13 protein-coding genes are annotated in these 21,039 nt (G+C 72.5%); 3 read left to right on the top strand and 10 right to left on the bottom strand.

The genetic code is table 11. The features are described 5' to 3' along the window. Positions 1–59 precede the first annotated feature (59 nt). The 4 genes from ACLQ2N_RS04395 to ACLQ2N_RS04380 form a co-directional block, all read right to left on the bottom strand. Positions 60–428: a sortase-dependent protein gene (locus tag ACLQ2N_RS04395; protein WP_425809202.1), complete on the bottom strand. Its 369-nt coding sequence runs from the start codon at positions 426–428 to the stop codon at positions 60–62. 104 nt (positions 429–532) lie between these two features. Then, a complete protein-coding gene (locus ACLQ2N_RS04390; protein WP_425809200.1) occupies positions 533–2,596 on the bottom strand; it encodes an ATP-binding protein in 2,064 nt (687 codons plus the stop codon). Next, complete coding sequence (locus tag ACLQ2N_RS04385; protein WP_425809198.1) at positions 2,580–3,308, bottom strand: response regulator transcription factor; 729 nt, start codon at positions 3,306–3,308, stop codon at positions 2,580–2,582. The genes ACLQ2N_RS04390 and ACLQ2N_RS04385 overlap by 17 nt, the downstream gene beginning before the upstream one ends. Before the next feature lie 21 nt (positions 3,309–3,329). Next, positions 3,330–5,066 carry an AAA family ATPase gene (locus ACLQ2N_RS04380; protein ID WP_425809196.1) on the bottom strand — a complete coding sequence of 579 codons (1,737 nt, stop codon included), beginning with the start codon at positions 5,064–5,066 and terminating at the stop codon, positions 3,330–3,332. 174 nt (positions 5,067–5,240) lie between these two features. Between ACLQ2N_RS04380 and ACLQ2N_RS04375 the strand changes: the two genes are divergently transcribed. From ACLQ2N_RS04375 to ACLQ2N_RS04365, 3 genes are all read left to right on the top strand, one after another. Continuing rightward, the gene (locus tag ACLQ2N_RS04375) at positions 5,241–8,396 is read left to right on the top strand and encodes an Eco57I restriction-modification methylase domain-containing protein (protein WP_425809194.1); all 3,156 of its coding nucleotides are present in this window, start codon (positions 5,241–5,243) and stop codon (positions 8,394–8,396) included. A gap of 156 nt (positions 8,397–8,552) precedes the next feature. Then, on the top strand, positions 8,553–10,619 hold the full coding sequence (locus tag ACLQ2N_RS04370) for a phosphocholine-specific phospholipase C (RefSeq protein WP_425809192.1): 2,067 nt from the start codon (positions 8,553–8,555) through the stop codon (positions 10,617–10,619). Between the two features lie 296 nt (positions 10,620–10,915). Further along, entirely contained in the window at positions 10,916–11,923 is a 1,008-nt protein-coding gene (locus ACLQ2N_RS04365) for a LacI family DNA-binding transcriptional regulator (RefSeq protein WP_425809190.1), read from the top strand. A 47-nt stretch (positions 11,924–11,970) separates the two neighbouring features. Here ACLQ2N_RS04365 and ACLQ2N_RS04360 read toward each other — a convergent pair whose 3' ends face one another. The 6 genes from ACLQ2N_RS04360 to ACLQ2N_RS04335 form a co-directional block, all read right to left on the bottom strand. Further along, positions 11,971–12,678: a glycoside hydrolase family 12 protein gene (locus ACLQ2N_RS04360; RefSeq protein WP_425809188.1), complete on the bottom strand. Its 708-nt coding sequence runs from the start codon at positions 12,676–12,678 to the stop codon at positions 11,971–11,973. Positions 12,679–12,710: 32 nt separating this feature from the next. After that, entirely contained in the window at positions 12,711–14,948 is a 2,238-nt protein-coding gene (locus tag ACLQ2N_RS04355) for a glycosyl hydrolase family 95 catalytic domain-containing protein (protein ID WP_425809186.1), read from the bottom strand. Next, a complete protein-coding gene (locus tag ACLQ2N_RS04350) occupies positions 14,945–16,921 on the bottom strand; it encodes a beta-galactosidase (protein WP_425809184.1) in 1,977 nt (658 codons plus the stop codon). Before ACLQ2N_RS04350 ends, ACLQ2N_RS04355 begins: the two co-directional genes overlap by 4 nt. Positions 16,922–16,973: 52 nt before the next feature. Continuing rightward, a complete protein-coding gene (locus tag ACLQ2N_RS04345) occupies positions 16,974–17,936 on the bottom strand; it encodes a carbohydrate ABC transporter permease (protein ID WP_425809181.1) in 963 nt (320 codons plus the stop codon). After that, positions 17,933–19,009 (bottom strand): ABC transporter permease, encoded by a 1,077-nt coding sequence (locus ACLQ2N_RS04340; protein WP_425809179.1) that lies wholly within the window; start codon positions 19,007–19,009, stop codon positions 17,933–17,935. Before ACLQ2N_RS04340 ends, ACLQ2N_RS04345 begins: the two co-directional genes overlap by 4 nt. A gap of 82 nt (positions 19,010–19,091) precedes the next feature. Then, a complete protein-coding gene (locus ACLQ2N_RS04335) occupies positions 19,092–20,699 on the bottom strand; it encodes an extracellular solute-binding protein (RefSeq protein ID WP_425810198.1) in 1,608 nt (535 codons plus the stop codon). Positions 20,700–21,039 lie beyond the last annotated feature (340 nt).

Genomic DNA, 21,039 nt, shown 5'->3' with positions numbered 1-21,039 from the left:
CAGTGGCGCCGCCCGGTCGGAAGGGCGGCGCCACTGCGGCTCATCGGGTGCGGGGCGGGTCAGCCGTCGCGGCGGGCGGTGCGGCGGCGGACGACCACCGTCCCGGCGCCGCCCAGCAGCAGCGCGGCTGCCGCGGAGCCCGCGAGGGCGGTCGTGCCGCCGCCCGGGGAACCGGCGGGCCGCTCACCGGCCGCGACGCCGCCGCGCGGCGCCTCGGAGGGCACCGCCGAAGGCGCCTCGGTCGACTCCACCGAGGGCACGGCGGACGGTTCGGCCGACGGCGCCACGGTCGGCTCGGCGGACCGCTCGGTCGGCGCGGGCGAGGGGGTGGCCGAGGAGTCGGCGAAGGCCGCGGTGGCCGGTACGCAGACCGCACCGGCCGCGACGGCGGCGAGGAGGGCGGGACGCAAGGTGGTGCGCAGGGGCATGGGCAGAGCTCCGTTCCGGATGCGCCTCAGGGGCAGCCGCGGTGCGGATGCGCACCGCGGCGCGAGGCATGCGGACAGGCTCGCGCCACGTTGTGAGGAAGCTGTCAGATCGTTGTGTTCATCGCATCAGGGCCGTCGGTGACACGGGACGCCGCAGGGCCGCCGGCCGGAAAGCGGAGCGTGAACACCGAGCCCTCACCGGGGGTGCTCACCGCCGTGGCCGTACCGCCGTGCGCCTCCGCCAGCTTCCGCACGATCGCCAGCCCCAGCCCGCTGCCCCCCGTGCGCCGGGACCGGGACTTCTCGCCGCGCCAGAACCGGTCGAAGACGCGGACCAGGTCCTCGGCCGGGAGGCCGCTGCCCGTGTCGGCGACGTCCACCAGCACCGCGTCCCCGTCCTCGGAGCCGTACGCCCTCAGCGTGACCACCCCGCCCGCCGGGGTGTGACGTACCGCGTTCGACACCAGGTTGCCCACCGCCTGCCGCAGCCGGACCGGGTCGGCCGTCAGCGGCGGTGGCAGCGGGCGGTCCGGCGGCCGGACGCCCAGCGCGACGCCCGCCGCGTCGGCCCGGGCCTGGTGCGCGGCGGCGACCTGCCCCAACAGCTCCGGCACGTCCACCGGTTCGGGGTGCAGCCGCAGCGCGCCCGCGTCGGCCTGCGCCAGGTCCTGGAGGTCGTCGATGATGTGCTGGAGCTGGACCGCCTCGGTGTGCAGGAAGGCGATGAACTCCGGGTCCGGGTCGGCCACCCCGTCCTGCGCCGCCTCCAGCCAGCCCCGGATGTTGCTGAGCGGGGTGCGCAGTTCGTGGGCGACATCGCTGACCATGGCCCTGCGCTGCGCCTCCAGGCGGGCGCGGTGGGCGGACATGTCGTTGAACGTGGCGGCGAGCCGGCCGATCTCGTTGTCCGCGGCGACCACCACCGGCGCGGTGTCCTCCCCGTCCCGCATCCGCTGGGCGGCCCCCGTCAGCGCCCGCAGCGGGCGTACGAGACGGGCGCCGACGAGCACGGACGCGCCCACGGTCAGGGCCAGCACCAGGGCCGCAGTGCCCGCGATCCGCGCCGTGTTCGCCGGTGAGAGGTCGAAACCGGGCACGGTCGCGCCGCCCGGGTCGCCGATGAACAGCAGGGCGGGCGAGGCCACGTACGAACTCAGCTGCTCCCGGCGCGCCGTGCCCACGCAGGAGGCGACGGCCCGGTCGTCCGCACCGGTGGCGGCCGCCCGCTCGTCGCCCGGGCCGGGCACCGCGCTGGGCACGGCGCTCGGCTCCTCGCGGGGTGCCTCCGTCGGCGCCGCGCCCGGCATGACGGTCGGCGGCATCGTGGCCGTCGGAGCCGCGGGCACCGGCACCGCCTCCGCCGGTCCGGGCTCGGCCGCCTGGCCCCAGGACAGGCCCAGCCTGAGGTGGACGCCGTCGCGGCCCTGGCGCTCCAGACAGGCGTCGGCCAGCTGGTTGAGCGCCTTCAGCGCCTTCCGCTCCGTGGCCGTCGGGGTGTCCAGCGCGTCCACGGCGCAGCCGGTGCCCCGGACGCGGTCGGGGTCGTTGCCGCCGACCACCTGGATCAGCGGGCGGCCGCTCGCACCGGCCACCACATCGGCGGCGATCCCGAAGTCGCCCAGGCAGGCCACGCCCCGGTCGGCGGTCCTGCGCAGCCGGGTCCGTTCCGCCGCGGGCAGCCGGAACGGACCCACCGCGCGCGGGTCGACCCGGTCCGTGGTGGTACCGGTCGCCCCGGCGCCCGCCGACAGCGCGGTGTCCACGGACAGCGGATCGACCACCGCCGACGCCTGGGCCGGGAGCGCCGCCGCGCCCGGGGCCGCCGAGTCCGCCAGCGGGGCGCGGGCCTGGGTCGTCAGCGCGATCCGCCGCCCGGACTGCTCGGCCAGCTCGCGCACCGTGGCCCCGACGCCGACCCAGGTCGGATGAGCCGCCGCGTAACCGAGCAGACGGTGGTAGATCCGGGCGTCGGCGGCCAGGTTCTGTCCCTGCTCCTGGCGGATCGCGCCCGAGGTCGTCTGCACGGCGAGCCAGGCGGTCGCCGCCACCGAACAGGCCGCGACCAGGGCGGAGACCGCCAGCAGCCGCGCGAACAGGCTCTTGCGCAGCGGCACGCGCCGCCGCGCGCCGCCCGCTCCCGGACGCCCCGGGCTACGAAGTCGCCGCACGGGTCGCCGCCTTCGCCGGGTCCGTCAGCTTGTAGCCGACACCGAAGACGGTGAGCAGCCGGACGGGCCGGCGCGGTGCCGGTTCGATCTTCTTGCGCAGGTTCATCACGTGCACGTCGACGGTCCGGTCACTGATATAGCGGTCGAAACCGTGGAGTTCGCCCAGCAGCTGCTGCCGGGAGAACACCCGGTCCGGCTCGGCGGCGAGCGCGGCCAGGATCCGGAACTCGCCCGGGGTGCACTCCACGGCCCGCCCCTCCACCGACACGACGTGCCGGACCGGATCGACGACCAGCGCCCCCACCCGCAGCACCCCGGCATCCTCCGGTTCGCCGCCTGTGCCCCGCCGGCTGCGGCGCAGCAGCGTACGCACCCGGGCCATCAGCTCGCGCGGGCTGTACGGCTTGGTCATGTAGTCGTCGGCGCCCAGGTCGAGGCCGAGCAGCAGATCGTCCTCCGTGGTGCGGGCGGTGAGCATCAGCACCGGCAGCTCCCGGTGCTCCGCGCGCAGCACGCGTACGACGTCCAGGCCGTCGGCCCGGGGCATCATCACGTCGAGGACCAGTAGATCGGGTTCGCGCTGCCGGACCGCTTCGAGAGCCGCCAGGCCGTCGGGGGCGACGGTCACCCGGTGGCCCTCCCGTTCGAGGTAACGGCGGAGGAGTTCGGCCTGGTTCTCGTCGTCCTCGGCAACGATCACATGTGCGCACACGCGATCGATCGTAGACAGGTCCTACGCCTCCTCCGCGTCGCGGTGCGCCTCCATCAGCTCGTCGTGCGCGGCGACGATGTCCCGGGCGAGGACGGTGACCATCTCCTGCCGGGTCGGCGTGGATCCGGTGTGCGCGGAGTACAGCCGCAGATCGCGCTGCGCGGACGCCTTCGCGCACAGTTCGCGAGCGAAGCGGGCGTTGCCCACCAGATCGGCCTTGCCGCCGTCCACGATCGCCGTGCACAGCGATGCGAGGACATCGAGCGCGCCCGCGTCCGGTTCGTCGCCCTGCGAGGCCAGCACGGCCCGGGCGATCCGGACCAGTTCCCCGGCGGAGTACGAGGGGAAGTCGACGCGGGTGTTGAACCGGGAGACCAGTCCGGGGTTGGTGGCGAGCAGCGCCGACATCTCGTCCCGGTATCCGGCGAGTACGACGACGAGCCGGTCCCGGTCGTCCTCGGCCCGCTTCAGCAGGACCTGGACCGCCTCCTTGCCGAAGGCGTCGCCGCCGTTGAGCCCGGTGATGTCGAGCGAGTACGCCTCGTCGATGAACAGCACCCCGTTCAGCGCCGAGTCGATGACCGCGTTGGTCTTGAGGGCCGTCGACCCCAGGTGCTGGCCGACCAGGTCGGCGCGTTGGGCCTCCACCACGTGCCCCGAACTCAGCAGCCCGAGCCCGGCGAACACCTGGCCGATGATGCGGGCCACGGTCGTCTTGCCGGTGCCGGGCGGCCCCGCGAAGACGAAGTGCCGGGGACGGGCCCCGCCGGGCAGACCCTGCTCCTCGCGCAGCGCGGACATCCGCAACTGCGCGATCAGCGTGAGCACCTGGCGCTTCACCGGCTGCAACCCGATCATGGCGTCGAGGGCCCGCTGCGCCTCGGCGAGCACCCGGGCCCGGTCCTCGGCCGACAGCCCGCCCTCGCCTCCTCCGCCGGAACCGGTCGCGGACGGACCCCCGCCCGCCGTGGCCGCGACCGGGGACGCGGGCGCCGGGGCGGGCTTGCTCGCCGGGCGGGCCCGGGCGCGCGACTCCACGTCGAGCAGGTCGGGCGCGCACCGGAAGGCGTACTGGTACCGCTGCAGCGCCTCCTCCTCGCGGCCCAGCGCCTCCAGCGACCGCCCCATGAAGTACTTCACCTCGGCGTCGAACCTGCTGCCCCGTTCGAGCTTGCCCGGCAGCGCGGACAGCACGTTGAGCGACTCGTGGCACACCCCCTGGGCGAACAGCGAGCAGCCCACGTACAACTGCGCCTCGTCGCGCAGGAACGCGTCACCGATCCCGGGCGCGTACCTCAGGACGAGCGGCCAGTCCTCCTTCAGGAACGCGTACCGGGTGCAGACGAACCGGGTCTCGTCGCAGTCCAGCAGTGCCGTGGAGAGCCCCTTCCACGCCTCGTCCAGCCGCCGGTCGTCCAGGAACGCCGACATGGCCGCCAGCCACAGGTCGCGGGAGTTCTCCAGCCGGAAGGTGACGTAGTGACCGATCTGGAAGGTGGACCGGAACGGCGAGTGGTACTTCGAGCGCAGCGCCCCGAACTGCGCCGAGGAGCGCAGCAGCCCGTCCAGCGCCGCCTTCTGGTCCGTGCCGGTCACATGCAGGCCCAGCCAGGCGTCAGCGGCCGTCGGGTCGTGCCGCGTGGCGAGCGCGAACTGCGCGGCGGCCCCCGCGCCGTCCCCCTGCCGCATGAGAGCCATCCCCTGGTTCCACGCCTGCTCGGCCTTCCTGGCCGACCCCCGGCTCGCGGCACCCTGCACGTGACTCTCCCCTCGCCCGGCGCGCCGTCCCCGCCCGCGGCCCCCCGTGATCACATCCGCAACGGTCGTCAGGATAGCCAACACCGGGCGAGCGGCCCCCGCACGCCGACCGCCTCGGATACGATTCCGGTCGCCGTCTCCGCTCCCCACCGTCACCGCCGGGAAGTCCGCCTGATGCCCGCCGTCCCCAGCAGCCGGACCCCGGACCGGCTGTGCCCAGGGGTGCGCGCCGCGCTCACCACCCTCGGCACCGGCTTCCTGCGCCACCCCGCCAACACGGCGCTGCGCGCGCACGCGGACGCCCCCGCCCTGCACCACGCCCTGCTGCGCCTCGTCTTCCGGCTCCTCTTCCTCTTCGTCACCGAGGACCGCGGCGTCCTGCTGTTCCCGGAAGCGACGGCCCGCGCCAGGGCCCGCTACGCGACGCACTTCGCCACGGCCCGCCTGCGCGCCCGCGCGCGCGGCGCCGCGGAGCACGGGAATCCGTACGCGGCGCTGCGCGCCGTCCTCGACGCCCTCGGCGCACCGGACGGGGACCCCGGCCTCGGCCTGCCCGGGCTCGGCGGCATCTTCACCGCCACGGAGGCCGACGCCCCGCTGCACGGCCTGGCCCTGTCCGACGAGGACCTGCTCACCGCGGTACGCCAGTTGTCCGAGGCCCCGGACCCGGGTACGCGGCGCGCCCGCACGGTCGACTTCGGCCGCCTGGAGGCGGAGGAACTGGGGTCCGTCCACGAATCGCTCCTCCAACTCGTCCCCCGGATCGACGCGGCGGACCGCGCCTTCGCGCTGGTCGGGGTCCCCGGCAACGCCCGTAAGACGTCGGGCTCCTACTACACCCCGGCCGCCCTGGTGGAGTGCCTGCTCGACGCCACCCTCGACCCGGTCCTCGACGCCGCCGTCGCACGGGGCGAGGCAGCGGGCGCCGCCGACCCGGGCGAGGCCGCCGCCCGGGAGCTGCTCGCCCTCACCGTCTGCGACCCGGCCTGCGGCTCCGGCCACTTCCTGGTGGCGGCGGCCCGCCGCATCGCCCGGCGCGCCGAGGCCGTGCGCGGACGCGCGGCCGAGCCGCCCCGCGACGTGCTCCACGAGGTCGTCGCCCACTGCGTGCACGGCGTGGACCTGGACCCCATGGCCGTCGAACTGACCAGGATGGCCCTGTGGCTGGAGGCCCCGGAGCCCGGCCGGCCGCTCACCTTCCTCGACGACCGCGTCAAGCACGGCAACGCCCTGATCGGCGCGGTGCCGGACCTGCTGCAGGGCGGCGTCCCCGACGCGGCGTTCGCCCCGCTCGCGGGCGACGACCGCGCGCACGCCGGGGCCCTGAGGAAGCGGAACAGGGCCGAGCGGAGGGCCTCGGGCGGCCGGGCCGTCGCACCGGGGCGCGACGCCGCCGACGCCTGGTGCGCGGCGTTCCTCTGGCGCAGGACGGCGGATGCCCCGCCGGCGGTGACCGACGCGGTCCTCCGCGACCTGCGGCGCGCGCCCCGGCCGACCCACGAGGAGATCGCGCGGCTGCGGGACCGGTACCGGTTCTTCCACTGGCACCTGGAGTTCCCCGAGGTCTTCGGCGCGGACGGCACCGGCGGCTTCGACTGCGTCCTGGGCAATCCGCCCTGGGAGCGCATCAAGCTCCAGGAGCAGGAGTTCTTCGCCCAGCACGACGCGGAGATCGCCGCCGCGAAGACCGCCGCCGCCCGCAAACGCCTGATCGCCGCGCTGAAGGAGGACCCCGACCGCACCGCCCTGCACACCGCGTTCGAGGCGGCCAAGCGCACGGCGGAGGGGACGAGCCACTTCCTGCGCAACGGCGGACGGTACCCACTGACCGGGCGCGGTGACATCAACACGTACGCCGTGTTCGCCGAGGCGGGCCGTGCGCTGACCGGCCCTCGCGGCCGGATGGGCATGATCGTGCCGACGGGCATCGCCACGGACGCGACGACCCGCTTCTACTTCAAGGACCTGGTCGACCGGGGCACGCTCGCCGCCCTGTACGACTTCGAGAACGCCGCGCCCGTCTTCCCCGACGTCCACCGCTCGTTCAAGTTCAGCATCCTGTCCCTGACCGGCCGGGCCCTGCGCGAACCCGCCGCCAGGTTCGCCTTCTTCCTTCGCGACCCGGCCGAACTTGCCGACGAGGGGCGGGTGTTCGCGCTCACGCCCCAGGAGATCACGCTCCTCAACCCCAACACGGGCACCTGCCCGGTCTTCCGGACCCGCCGCGACGCCGAGATCACCCTCGGCATCTACGCGCGTCTCCCCGTCCTGATCGAGGAGGGCGCCCCGGCGGGCAACCCGTGGGGCGTCACCTTCGGCACCATGTTCCACATGGCCAACGACTCGCACCGCTTCCGCACCCGCGAGGAGCTGACGGCCACCGGCTGGCAGGCGGCCGGGAACCACTACGTCAACGGCGAGCGGGTCATGCTCCCGCTGTACGAGGCCAAGATGGTCGACGCCTACAACCACCGCGCGGCCGACGTGGTCAAGAGCGCCACCGCCGTCAAACGCCAGAACCAGCCCGCCTATCTGACGGCCGACGCCTGGGCCTCCGCGTCCCGCCTGGCCCTCCCCGGCAACTGGGTGGACCGCGCCGAGACACCGCCCGGCACCCCGCCCGGCCGTCTCGCCTTCCTCCGTATCAGCAGCCCCACCAACCAGCGCACCATGATCGCCGCGATCCTGCCCCCGGCGGCGATCGGCGACTCCGTCTTCCTGCTGCACACCAGGAGCTCACGCGACAGCGCCGCCCTGGTGGCCCACTTCAACTCCTTCGTCTACGACTACGTCACCCGCCAGAAGGCCGCAGGACTCAACCTCAACTTCTTCCACATCCGCCAACTGCCCGTCCTGCCCCCGGAGACCGTCCGCCGCCACACGGACTTCCTGATCCCGCGCGTCCTGGAACTCACCTGCACCGCGCACGACATGAGCCCCTTCGCCGCTGACCTGGGCGACACGCGCGGCCCGTTCCGCTGGGACGAGGACCGCCGCAGCCGGATCCGGGCGGAACTGGACGCGTTCTTCTTCCACCTGTACGGAATCGGCCGCGCCGACACGGCGTACATCCTGGACACCTTCCCCATCGTCCGGCGCAAGGACGAGGCCCGGTACGGCGGATACCGCACCAGGGACCTCATCCTGGCCGCGTACGACCGCATGGCCGACGCGGGCCTCGTGACGGGCGGCACGTACACCTCACCGCTCGTCCCGCCGCCGGGCGAAGGGCCCCGGCACCGGTGCTCCGCGCCTCCGTCCCGGTCGGACGTGGCTCATGGGGCAGCGGTTGCGGCATCGCGCGCGATCTCCGCGAGCGTGTCGCGGTAGGCGCGGGGAATGGACCCGGCCCAGCTGGGTAGGTTCGCCGACTGTTCCGCCCGGCGTCACTCCGTGCACATGGCAAGAGCCTTACGCGGAGACCGGCGGGTCTGGAACACTCCAGTCGCTTTCCCCCATGTCCCCCCACCGCGAAGGCATCCACCCATGGCAGAAATCGACCGCCGCCGGCTCCTGAAGCTCGCCGGGGGCTCCGTCGCCCTCACCGCCCTGTCGAGCAGCATCGCCCGTGCCGCGTCCCTGCCCGCACGGGGGCGTACGGGCACCATCGAGGACGTCGAGCACATCGTCGTCCTGATGCAGGAGAACCGTTCCTTCGACCACTACTTCGGGACGATGAAGGGCGTACGCGGCTACGGCGACCCGCGCCCGGTCACCCTGCCCAGCGGCAAGCCGGTCTGGCACCAGACGGACGCGGCCGGCCAAGAGGTGCTGCCGTTCCGGCCGCCGGCCGACGCCCTCGGGATGCAGTTCCTCCAGGACCTGAACCACGACTGGGCGGGCGGGCACCGGGCGTTCAACAAGGGGGCCTACGACCAGTGGGTGCCCGCCAAGACGGCGACCACGATGGCCCACCTCACCCGGGACGACATCCCGTTCCACTACGCGCTCGCCGACGCCTTCACCGTCTGCGACGCCTATCACTGCTCGTTCATCGGCTCGACCGACCCCAACCGCTACTACCTGTGGAGCGGTTACACCGGCAACGACGGCGCCGGCGGCGGGCCCGAGCTGGGCAACGACGAGCGGGGGTACGGCTGGACGACCTACCCGGAGCGCCTGGAAGAGGCCGGTGTGTCGTGGAAGGTGTACCAGGACATCGGCGACGGCCTGGACGCCGCCGGGTCCTGGGGCTGGATCGGGGACGCGTACCGCGGCACATACGGCGACAATTCGCTGCTGTACTTCGACTCCTACCGGGACGCCCGGCCCGGCGACGCCCTGTACGACAAGGCCCGTACCGGCAGCGACCTGAAGAACGGGGGCGGTCTGCTGGACGACCTGAAGGCCGACATCAGGGCCGGCACGCTGCCCTCGGTGTCCTGGATCGTGGCGCCCGAGGCGTACAGCGAGCACCCCAACTGGCCCGCGAACTACGGCGCCTGGTACATCGCGCAGGTCCTGGACGCACTGACGTCGGACCCGGAGGTCTGGGGCCGCACCGCCCTGTTCATCACGTACGACGAGAACGACGGGTTCTTCGACCACGTGGTCCCGCCGTACGTGCCGTCCGGGCCCGCGCAGGGCCTGTCCACCGTGGAGACCGCCGCCGACTACTTCCCGGGCGACCTGCGGTACGCGGCGGGTCCTTACGGGCTCGGCCAGCGGGTGCCGATGACCGTGGTGTCGCCGTGGAGCACCGGCGGCTACGCCTGCTCGGAGGTCTTCGACCACACCTCCGTCATCCGGTTCATGGAGCGGCGCTTCGGGGTGCACGAGCCGAACATCTCGCCCTGGCGGCGGGCCGTCTGCGGCGACCTGACCTCCGCCTTCGACTTCCGGCGCACGGACGCCTCCCCGCCCGAACTGCCCTCCACCGCCGCCTACGAGCCCCCGGACGGCGACCGGCACCCCGACTACAGGCCCGTCCCGCCCGCCACCGGAGCGGTGCCGAAACAGGAGCGCGGCTCGCGGCCCACCCGCCCGCTGCCCTACGCGCCCCTGGCGGACGGCGCGGCCGACCCGGCCACCGGCACCTTCCGGCTCACCTTCGGCGGGGGACCGGCGGCCGGCGCGCAGTTCCTCGTCACCTCCGGCAACCGCACGGACGGGCCCTGGACCTACACCACGCACGCGGGCGCCACGGTCGCGGACTCCTGGAACACCGCGTACTCCCAGGGCGTCACCGACCTCACCGTGCACGGCCCGAACGGCTTCCTGCGCTCATTCCGCAGCCCGGGCAGGACCGCCGGACCCGAGGTGACGGCCCGGCACGACGCGGCGACCGGCAACCTCGCACTCACGCTCACCCACACCGGAACCGGCACCGTCCGGCTGACCCTGCGCAGTGCCGCCGCGTACGGGGGAGAGGTGCGGACGGTCACCGTGCGACCGGGGCAGACCGTGAGTCATTCGCTCGACCTGCGCCGCAGCAAGTACTGGTACGACGTCACCGTCACGAGCGACGCGGACGCCACCTTCCTGCGGCGCTTCGCCGGGCACGTCGAGACGGGCGCGCCCGGGGTGAGCGATCCGGGGCTGCGCACCGGGTGAGACTCCGCGCGGACCGGCCGGGGCGACCGTCCACGGTCCGGGATTGATCGTGAACGACCGTCCTGGCGCGCTGGATTCCCTTCCCGTTCTGCTCGGCAGTTGAGCCGGTGTGACGGGGCGAGGGGCGGCGGGCATATCGTTGCGGTAGCCGACGCGCACAGAGGTATCGAAGCGCTTCGACAGTGGTCTGGACATGCCGTCATGGCAGGGCTAGGCTCGCGCTGTCTCTCCGCGTCACGGGCGGGGAGAGCGGAGTCGAAGCGCTTCGCCACATCTGACCGGTGAGGGAGAGCCGCATGGTCACCCTGGCCGAGGTCGCGCAGCACGCCGGAGTCTCCGCGAGCACGGTGAGCTACGTCCTCAGCGGGAAGCGCTCCATCTCCGTCGCCACCCGCGAGCGTGTCGAGCGCAGCATCCAGCAGCTCGGCTACCATCCCAACGCCGGGGCCCGGGCGCTCGCCAGCAGCCGGTCGAACATCATCGCGCTGATGGTGCCGCTGCGCACCGACATGTACGTGCCCGTGATGATGGAGATCGCCATCGCGGTCGCCACCACCGCCCGCACCCACGGCTACGACGTCCTGCTCCTCACCGGCGAGGAGGGGCCCGCGGCGGTGCGGCGGATCGCCGGCAGCTCGCTGGCCGACGCGATGATCCTGATGGACGTCGAACTGCACGACGAGCGGCTGCCCCTGCTGCGCGAGACCGACCGGGCCGCCGTGCTCATCGGCCTGCCCGCCGACACCACGGGACTGACCTGCGTGGACCTCGACTTCGAGGCGACCGGAGCCCTCTGCGTGGAGCACCTGGCCGGCCTCGGGCACCGCGAGATCGCCGTCATCGGCGAGGCCGCCGCGGTCTACGAGCGCCACACCGGATTCGCCGAGCGGACCGTCGACGGCGTACGCGCCAAGGCGCAGGAGACCGGCGTGCGCATCCTGCACCGGCCCTGCGAGGGCGGGTACGCGGCGATGGCCCAGACCCTGTCCCGGATATTCGACGAGCGCCCCGGCACCACCGGCTTCATCGTGCAGAACGAGGCGGCCGTCGAGCCCCTGCTCAACCTGCTGCGCCAGCAGGGCCGCGCCGTGCCCGAGGACGTGTCGGTGGTGGCGATCTGCCCCGAGCAGGTGGCCACGCAGGCGTCGGTGCGGCTGACCTCCGTCGCCATACCGGCCCAGGAGATGGGCCGCCGCTCCGTCGAGCACGTCGTCGCCAAACTGACCGGCCGGGGCACCGACGAAGTCGAGCTGCTCGCGCCGGAACTGACGCTGCGTGAGAGCACCGGCCCGGCCCCGGTGTGACGCGTGAGCCGGCCCCCGCGCGGGGGCCGGCTCCTCAGCTGCGCGGGTCAGCTCGCCGAGACGCCGAACGCGTTCGTGCGGAAGTCGAGCCCGCCGGCCGACGAGGTGATCTCGTAGCCGAACTGGACGTCACCGATGGTCTCGTCGCCCCACCAGCCCTTGGTGTCCTTGATCCATTTCAGGATCGGCAGGATGTTCACCGTCCCCGAGGTGGAGTCCGAGGTCCGCAGGAACGAGAACACCTGGTTGGATCCGTTGTCGCCCTTGTAGACGGTCCAGGTGTGCCCACCCAGCGTCACATTGCCCTGCGAGGTGCCCAACGGGCCCACGGCGCCGTTGTAGTTGACCCAAAGCATGACCTCATAGTCGTAGTCGCTGTCCCAGATGTCGTACGAGGTGTTGTACGCGCCGGACGACGGGACGGTGACGTTGTACGTGCTGGTGAGCGACGACAGCGAGCCGATCGGCTTGTTCACCACCTTCTTGGCGTTCGGGTACGACTTGATGCCGCCGGTGTTCGGGTGGTCCGCCCAGACGCCCCAGTTCGACGAGGAGTTGGCCCAGATGGACTGGGCGCCCGCGCCGGAGCCCCAGATGTTGTTGTAGAGGATGTAGTCGTCGGAGGTGGTGTACGTGCCCCACTGGTCCGACGAGGACCAGACGGCCGCCTGGGCGGGGGCGGCGGCGAAGCCGACGAGGGCCGCCAGCGCCACCGCCGGGGTCAGGGCCAGCCTGCTGAGAGTGCGTTGTGCCATGGTCGTCCTTCCATGGTGGGTGGGGGGAAGTGCTACCGCGGCCGGAGTTCCAGGACGCGGTCCACGCCGGCCGTCAGCTCCAGAGGAGCCGAGGGGGAGCCGGCGGAGGCTTCGGTGAGGGTGTGCCCGTCGCCCGTACGGACGTCGACGCGGGCATCCCGGTCCGGGCGCAGCACCGCCGTCGCGGAGCCGTCCGCCGACCAGCGCAGGTCCACGGTCGCCCCGAACCGCGTACGCACTCCGCGCAGTTCACCGGCCGGGCAGCCCGCGAGCGGTGCGGGAAGCAGGACCAGGCGGTGCGGGGCCGACTGGACCAGTGACTCGATCACGGCCGCGGGCAGGGCGTGCGCCGCGTCCGCGTTGTACACATCGCGACCCGGGTAGTGCGCGCTCATCAGCGAGTCGTGGAAGAAGTCGCCCGCCAGCACCGAGCGGACCGCCGCCGAGGCTCGGGTCCGGTCCCGCAGCCGGGTCGCGATCAGGGCGTGGTGCAGATGGCCGTGGGCCGAGTCGTTCTCCGCGCCCCGCAGTTCGAGCGCCCGGTGCGCGGCGGCGGCCAGCCCGGGTGTGTCGTAGGGGTTGATCGCGTCCAGCGGCCACACCGGGTACAGGTGGCTGAGGTGGCGGTGGTCATACGTCTCCGCCAGCCCCGGCCACGCCCACTCGGCGAGGGCGCCGTCCTCGTTGATCCGGTAGTCGGCGAGCCGGTCCGCCAGCGCCCGGCGGCGCTCGGCGGTCGCACCGTCGGGGGAGCGGGCGGCCGAGGCGGTGAGCGCGTGGCGGGCCGCCGCGAGGTCCATCGTCGCGTCGACCGTGCCCCAGCTCGCGTTGGCCGGACGGTTCTCCGGCGAGTACGAGGGCACGACGGCCACCCGCCCGTCGGGGCCGGTCCGGGTGAGGAAGTCCTCGTAGAACAGGGCCGTCTCGTGCAGTGCGCCGGTCAGCCGGGGGTCCTCGGCCCCCGTCGTCTCCGCGTGCTCGACCAGCGGCTCCAGCAGCCAGTCGGCGCCCGCCGTCCACAGGTGCAGCGGGTAGGCGCGCTGGTAGTGGCGGGTGTGCCCGGACTCGCCGTCCGTGTGCGACGGGGCCACGATGCCGCGCGCTCCGAAGATCGCCCGGGCGTTGTCCCGCCAGTCCGCGAGCTGCCCGTACACCAGCGACGCATGGGCCTCGGACACCTCGGGCAGCGCCGCCGCCGCGGCCGAGGCGATCTGGAGGTTCAGGTTGGCGTTCGTCGTGAACGCCCCCGACCAGGCGGTGTCCCAGTCACCCGTCCAGAGCCCGGTCAGCCGGGGCGGCAGGGCCCCGGACGCGGACAGCAGGTGGTAGCGGCCCGCCGCGCACAGCCGCTCCAGCAGGGCCGGGCTGTCCGGCCGGCGCACCAGCTCGGAGCCGGGCAGCGCCCGTTCGGCCGGGTCCGCGTCCAGGGTGAGCGCCGCCCGCCCGAAGGCCGGCCGGTGCAGCGCCACGTGCCGGGCCAGCAGCGCGTCGTAGCCGTCACCGGGCAGCGCGGCGCACTCCGCCGCCAGGTCCAGGTGGCCCGCGTGCCGGCGCACCCGGGTCAGCAGCAGCAGGCTCCTCGCCCCCTCGACGCGGACGCCCTCGCCCGCCACCGAGACGCGTCCGCCCTCCGTGCGGAGCACCGTCGCGCCGGTGTACGCGAGGTCGCTGTCGGGGTAGCCCGCGCGCAGCGTGAGCCTGGCCCCGTCCGGGGTGAGCACGGTGCTCCGGCCGACGGCCAGCCGGGGCGGGGCGCCCGGCAGGGCGTGGTCGAGCGTCACATCCACGGCCAGCCCCGGCCCCGTGACGTACTGGACGATCACGTCGTCGGCGCGCGAGACGAAGACCCGGCTGCGCCACGACTCGCAGCCGGCGGTGATCTCACCCGTGGCGAAGTCGACCGACCTGCGATAGGCCGCGGCCGGGTCGGCGGCGTTCCCGGGCACCGGCCGGACGCGCGTCTGGAAGGCCGGGTGGAAGGGCTGCACCCACACCAGCGGCCGGCCCGCGCCGAAGTGTTCCGCGGCCCGGGTCTCCCCGGCGAGCAGCGCGCTCTGGAGCCGGTCCAGCCGGTCCGCGAGCTCGGGCGGCCGGACGTGCTGACTGCCGTTGGGCCGGACCAGGGTGTGGTGGTTGACGATCACGCGGTCGTCGGCGGGGTCGCCGTACACCATGGCGCCGTGCCGGCCGTTGCCGCCGAGGAAGGCGTCCTCCCAACGGGCGGCGGGGCGCGGCTCCCAGGTGGAGTCGATGTCCGTGCGCCCGGTCACGGCGCGGATCTCCGCAGCACCGCGACGCCGTAGCGGCCGAGCGCGATCCGGTCCGTCACCGCTCGCCCGGTGAGCAGATCCACGTGGACGCCGGGCACGGTGACGGTGACCATCTCGCGGCGGTGGTGCAGCAGGAACAGCAGCTCGCCCCGGCGCACCGCCTCCACCCCTTCGGGCAGCCCGGCGAGGACCGGCTCCACCCCGGCATCCCGGACCACGTCGGCCAGCAGGGCCCGCAGCGCCGGGGGCTCGGGGAGCGTGGACACGTAGACCGCGCCGCCCCGGCGCAGCACGGCGGGCAGCCCGGCGAGCTCGCCGTCGCGGTAGGCGGCCAGGACCTCGGTGCCCTCGGCCGCCTCCAGCTCCTCGGACCAGAGGGTGCCCCGGAATCCGTCGCACTCCACGGCCTCGTCCGCGTCCAGCGGCCACCACTCGTGCAGGATGGCGATCCCGAACAGCTCGCGCAGGCGGGCGTCCATGCCGCCCGGCCGGACGCGGTCGTCCACGTCCGCGACGCCGCTGAAGAACCCGCACACCAGGTGCCCGCCGCCCTGTGCGTACGCCACGAGGTTGTCGATCGCCGTGTCGTCGAGCAGGTAGAGGTGCGGGACGAGGACCGCCTTGTAGCGGCTCAGGTCGGCGTCGGGGCGGGCGAAGTCCGTGGGCGTGCCGTTCTCCCACAGGGCACGGTGCCAGCGCCGGATCACCTCCGCGTAGTCGAGGAGCGCGGACGGGCCCCCTTCCTGGGCGCCCGCCCACCAGGCGTCCCAGTCGTGCAGGACGGCGACCTCGGCGGTTACGCCGGTCCCGGACACGGAGGAGCCGATCGCGGCGAGTTCGCCGCCCAGCTGCCGGGTCTCGCGGAAGGCGCGGCCCCGCTCACCGGCGTGGCCGAGCATCCCGGAGTGGAACTTCTCGGAGCCCTGCCGGGACTGCCGCCACTGGAAGTAGCAGATCGCGTCGGCACCGCGCGCCACCGACTGGAGCGACCAGAGCCGGTTCAGCCCCTCCGGCTTCGGATGGTTGACGCCCCGCCAGTTCACCGCGCCGGCCGCCTGCTCCATCAGCATCCACGGGCCGGCGGCCTGCGAGCGCGTCATGTCGGCGAGCATGGCGTTGTACTGGCCGCCCCACGGGTCACGCGGGTCCGGATAGACGTCGACCGAGACGATGTCCTCCTCGGCCGACCAGGCCCAGGCGTCCTGGCCGGACCACAGCGGCATGAAGTTCGTCGTCACCGGGATGTGCGGGGTGTGCCGGGCGACGATGTCACGCTCGGCCGTGAAGCACTCCATGAGCGCGTCGGACGTGAAGCGCTTGAAGTCCAGTACCTGGGTGGGGTTCCTCATGTACTGCGCCTTGCGCGGCGGCAGGATCTCCGTCCACGCGTCGTAGCGCTGGCTCCAGAAGGCCGTGCCCCACGCCTCGTTGAGCGCGTCGAGCGACCCGTACCGGTCGCGCAGCCAGCGGCGGAAATGGCCCGCCGTCTCGTCGCACCAGCAGTGCGTGCAGTACTCGTTGTTGATGTGCCACACGGTGAGCGCCGGGTGCTCCGCGTACCGCGCGGCCAGGTCCTCGGTGAGCGCGGCGGCGTAACGGCGGTAGACCGGCGAGCTGGGGCAGAACTGCTGGCGCGAGCCGTACCAGACGACGGACCCGTCCTCCGCGCGCGGCAGGGTCTCCGGGTGGCGCGCCCCCATCCAGGGCGGCGGGGACGCGGTCGGCGTCGCGAGCACGACGCCGATGCCGTGGGCGTGCATCAGGTCCATCAGCCGGTCCAGCCAGTCGAACTCGCGGGCGCCGGGGCGGGGTTCGATCTTCGCCCAGGAGAAGACGCCGAGCGTGACGGAGTTGACCCCGGCCTCCTTCATCAGCCGGACGTCGTCCTCCCACACCTCCTCGGGCCACTGCTCGGGGTTGTAGTCGCCTCCGAAGAGGATGCGGCCACGGGCCGCGTCGCGCAGGGACGGCATGGCGTCTCCGGTTCTCCTGGGGTGGGGGGGTCAGCGGGGGAGGAGTGGCGGGTCAGCCCTTCACGGCGCCGGTGAGCATGCCCTTCTGGAAGTGCTTCTGGACGAACGGCGACAGCACCGCGACCGGGATCAGCGCGAGGATCATCACCGCCATCTGCACGGCGAGGCTGTTGATCTGCCCGTTGCTCACGGCCGCGCCCATCGCGCCCGGCGGCACCTGGTGCTGGAGGACCAGCTGCCGCAGGATCATCTGCAGGGGGTACTTGTCGCTGTCCTGGATGTAGAGCATCGCGTTGAACCACTGGCTCCAGTAACCGACCGCGTAGAACAGCGAGATCACGGCGATCACCGCACGCGACAGCGGCATGATGATCTGGAGCAGGATGCGCCACTCGCCGGCCCCGTCGATGCGGGCCGCGTCGATGAGTTCGGGCGCGGTGTCCATGAAGAAGCCGCGCAGCACCAGCACGTTGAACACGCTGATCGCGCTGGGCAGGATCATCGACCAGTAGCTGTTGCTCAGCCCGATGCCGGTGACCAGCAGATACGTCGGGATGAGTCCGGCGCCGAAGAACATGGTCGCCATCAGCGTCATGAGCAGGGGCCGGTGCGCGTACGAGTCGCGGCGGCTGAGCCCGTACGCGCAGAGGATCGAGACGACCATGCTGACGGCCGTGCCGACGACGGTGAGGCCGACGCTGACGGCGGCGGCTCGGGTCACCGCGCCCCCGCTCAGCAGCTCCTTGTACGCGACGAACGTGATGTGCTTGGGCCAGACGACCAGGCCGCCCGCGTCGTTGATGGTCTTGGTGTCGGAGAGGCTGGTCACCAGGACCACCCAGATCGGGATGATGATGACCGCGCAGATCGCGACGAGCCCGAAGCCCTTGAAGGCGAGGCCGGCCTTCGTCGGCTCCTCCTCCCACACGGGACGCGGTTCGATGCGCAGAGCGCGCTGGAGGCGTGTCTCGGTGCGGGGCGCCGGCTCCGCTCGCTGGTCCAGGAGAGTTGTCATTTCTTGGAGTACACCCCCTGCTCGCCCAGCATGTGGGCGACCTTGTTGGCACCCAGCACCATGGCGACGCTGAACAGTCCCTTGAAGATGCCGGCGGCGGCGGCGTAGCCGAAGTCGCCGGTCTTGATGCCCGTCCACCAGATGTAGGTGTCCAGGATTTCCGAGGCTCCCGCGCCCACCTGGTCGCGCTGGAGCAGGATCTGCTCGAAGTCGAGGTTGAGCGCGCTGCCCACCCGCAGGACGAGCAGCAGGGCGATGACCGGGCGCAGCGCGGGCAGCGTGACGTGCCACATGCGGCGCCAGCGGCCGGCCCCGTCCACGGCCGCGGCCTCGTACAGATCGGTGTTGACGGCGGCGAGCGCGGCCAGGAAGACGATGACGCCCCAGCCGGCGTCCTTCCACACGGCCTGCGCGCTGACCAGGAACTTGAAGAACCCGGGGTCGGTCATGAGGTCGAAGCCCTCGTGGCCGTGCTCGCGCAGCCACTGGGCGACCAGTCCCGCGCCGCCGAACATCTGCTGGAAGACGGTGACGACGAGCACCCAGGAGAAGAAGTGCGGCAGATAGACGACCGCCTGGACCCAGGCCCGGACCCGCGCGCTCATGATCGTGTTGAGCAGGAGCGCGATGGCGATCGGGATGGGGAAGAACAGGACCAGCTGGGTCACGAAGATGACCAGCGTGTTCACGAGGACTTCCCAGAAGCGGTAGTCCTCGAAGATCCGGGTGAAGTTGTCGAACCCGACGAACGGGCTGCCCGTGATGCCCAGGTCGTAGACGTCGTAGTCCTGGAAGGCCACGATGTTCCCGAGCAGCGGGACGTAGTTGAAGATCAGCAGCAGCGCGATGGCCGGCATCGTCATCAGGATCAGCGTGCGGTCCCGCCGCAGCCGCTGGCGCCAGGTGATACCGCCCTGTTCCTTCCGGGGTCCGCGGACGCCCCCGGCCCGCGACCTGCCCGCGCTCCTCGTCTCCTCGCCGTCACCGTCCCCGGTGCCGCTCCCGGCGGCCGGGGCGCTCGCCCCGCCGGCGGTGCCGCCCGGGTCGGCCGTGACCGTGGCCCGTGCCTTCACCCTGTGCTCCCCATGTCGTGCTCCTGACCCCGGCCGCCGGGCTGCGTGTGCCCGGCGGCCCCTTCGTTCTCGTACGTACGCGTCAGTTGCCGGAGCCGTTCTTGTCGAGAATGTCCTGGTACCAGTCGCGCAGCTTGTCGCCGCCGCTCTTCTTCCAGGTGTTCACCGCGTCCTCGACGTCGCTGACCTTCTTGCGTCCCCGGCGGATGTCCTTCTGGAGGTCGTCGAACGGGGTGTACAGGGAGGCGTAGCGCTGCGGTTCGACCACCTGCATGCCGAAGAAGAGGGGCTTCTTGATGTTCGGCGCCTGGCGCGCCATCCAGCCGGCGTAGTCCTTGGCCAGCTGCGGCTGGTCCGGGTAGGCGATGGAGGTGGGCGGGGAGGCCACGAACAGGAACGTGGAGGGCTGCGCCTCCTCGACACCCTGCGGGGTGTACGTCGGGGACCCGTCCTTGATCGTGTAGTGGGTGCCCTTCACGCCGTAGTTGGTGAGCATGAACTCCTCGGTGCCGAACGGCGCGGCCGCGTAGTCGGCGATGGCGAGGAACTCCTCGATCTTCGCCTTGGGGAGCTTCTTGCTGAGGAAGGTGAAGATGCCCGCGGGGTCGGACTGCCACAGGGTCGGCTTGCCGCCGTCGGGGCTGAAGAAGTCCAGCGCCTGCATGTCGAACTTCGGGTTGACGGCCGCCTGCTCGGTGACCATGCCCTTCCAGCCGCCGGTGCCGTCGTTGTACATGACCGAACGGCCGCTGGTGAAACGGATCTTGGAGTCGGCGTCCTTCCCGGCCTCGGCGTCCGGGTGGACGTACCCGTTGTCGTGGAGCTTGCGGGCGAAGGCCAGCGCCTCCCGGTACTCCTGCGTCTCGATCTTGTGGACCAGCTTGCCGTCCTCCACCCGCCAGTAGTGCGGTGCGTCCGGAAGCAGACCGTAGATCATCTGTATGCAGACCCACAGATCGTCGAAGGCCCACACCTTCTTCTTGGGGGAGGTGTACTCCTTGCCGAAGGCCAGCAGGTCGTCCGAGCTCGCCGGAACGGCACCGGAGCCGATCAGGTCCTTGCGGTAGAAGATCGCGTTCCCGATGATCGGTGTCGGCATGGGCAGGCCGCGCAGCTTGCCGCCGAAGACCGAGTACTGCCAGGCGCCGGTCGGGATGTTGGCCAGGTTGGGGTACTTCTTGACGGCGTCGCCCGCGAGATACGGGGAGAGGTCGGCGAACTTGGCGGTGATGGCGTTGCGGATCTGCCCCTGCATGTTCCAGCCGGGGATCGTCATGACGTCCGGGATGTCCGAACCGGCGAGAACCGCGCCGATCTTGTCCTGGTACGTGTTGCCGTCCTGCGGGTCGAAGTCGAGCGTCGCGCCGACCGCCTTGTTCACGGCCGTGTAGTACGGGTTGTTCTTCTTCGGGACCGTGCCCCACAGCGGGGTCATGACCCGGAACTTCGAGCCCTTGCCCGGCACCGACTTGACCGAGACCACCAGCGGGTCGGGGAGCTTGGTGAAGCCGGGGCTCGACCCGTTGACGCCGGGGACGTCGGGCTGGACCAGGTTCAGCGGCACGTAGCTCGGCACGACCTTCTTGAGGGCCTTGCCCGTGGTCGTGCCCTCCTTGCTCCCGGAACCGGAACCGGAACCGCCGCAGGCGGCGAGCAGCGGCACCCCGCCGGCCACGGCGACGGCCGCCACCGCGCCCGTGGCGAGGAAGCTTCTCCGGCTCGGGGACGAGGCGGAGGGGGAGGAATTCGGCGTCATTGCGTCAACCCTTCGAGGCGCACCAGGACGACACGCGGCGGGGCGACCGCCGTTCGGTTCCTGTGTCTGAGGTGGAGCGTTACTGGCTGAGCCGGTGTCACCGGCCCCAGGTGAAGCGGTTCAACTGGGCGGCGGCTGAAGGAGTCGCCGTCCCGGGAAATCAAGGGCGCCGGGCGCCCCATCGAAGCTATGTCGAAGCGCTTCGATGTTGCAGCGAGGTTAAGTGAAGGGTCTGTGTCGCACAAGACTTCGTTGCCGGAATCCTCCGATGCGT

Source organism: Streptomyces sp. DT224 (assembly GCF_049844595.1).
In the GTDB taxonomy this organism is placed as follows: domain Bacteria; phylum Actinomycetota; class Actinomycetes; order Streptomycetales; family Streptomycetaceae; genus Streptomyces.
This window is presented reverse-complemented; position numbering and strand designations above follow the sequence as displayed.

What these genes read in the sequence shown, in the direction of transcription:
- ACLQ2N_RS04395 (WP_425809202.1), bottom strand. Translation starts at nt 428, where the DNA reads ATGCCCCTGCGCACCACCTTGCGTCCCGCCCTCCTCGCCGCCGTCGCG.
- ACLQ2N_RS04375 (WP_425809194.1), top strand. Translation starts at nt 5,241, where the DNA reads ATGCCCGCCGTCCCCAGCAGCCGGACCCCGGACCGGCTGTGCCCAGGG.
- ACLQ2N_RS04370 (WP_425809192.1), top strand. Translation starts at nt 8,553, where the DNA reads ATGGCAGAAATCGACCGCCGCCGGCTCCTGAAGCTCGCCGGGGGCTCC.
- ACLQ2N_RS04365 (WP_425809190.1), top strand. Translation starts at nt 10,916, where the DNA reads ATGGTCACCCTGGCCGAGGTCGCGCAGCACGCCGGAGTCTCCGCGAGC.
- ACLQ2N_RS04360 (WP_425809188.1), bottom strand. Translation starts at nt 12,678, where the DNA reads ATGGCACAACGCACTCTCAGCAGGCTGGCCCTGACCCCGGCGGTGGCG.
- ACLQ2N_RS04350 (WP_425809184.1), bottom strand. Translation starts at nt 16,921, where the DNA reads ATGCCGTCCCTGCGCGACGCGGCCCGTGGCCGCATCCTCTTCGGAGGC.
- ACLQ2N_RS04345 (WP_425809181.1), bottom strand. Translation starts at nt 17,936, where the DNA reads ATGACAACTCTCCTGGACCAGCGAGCGGAGCCGGCGCCCCGCACCGAG.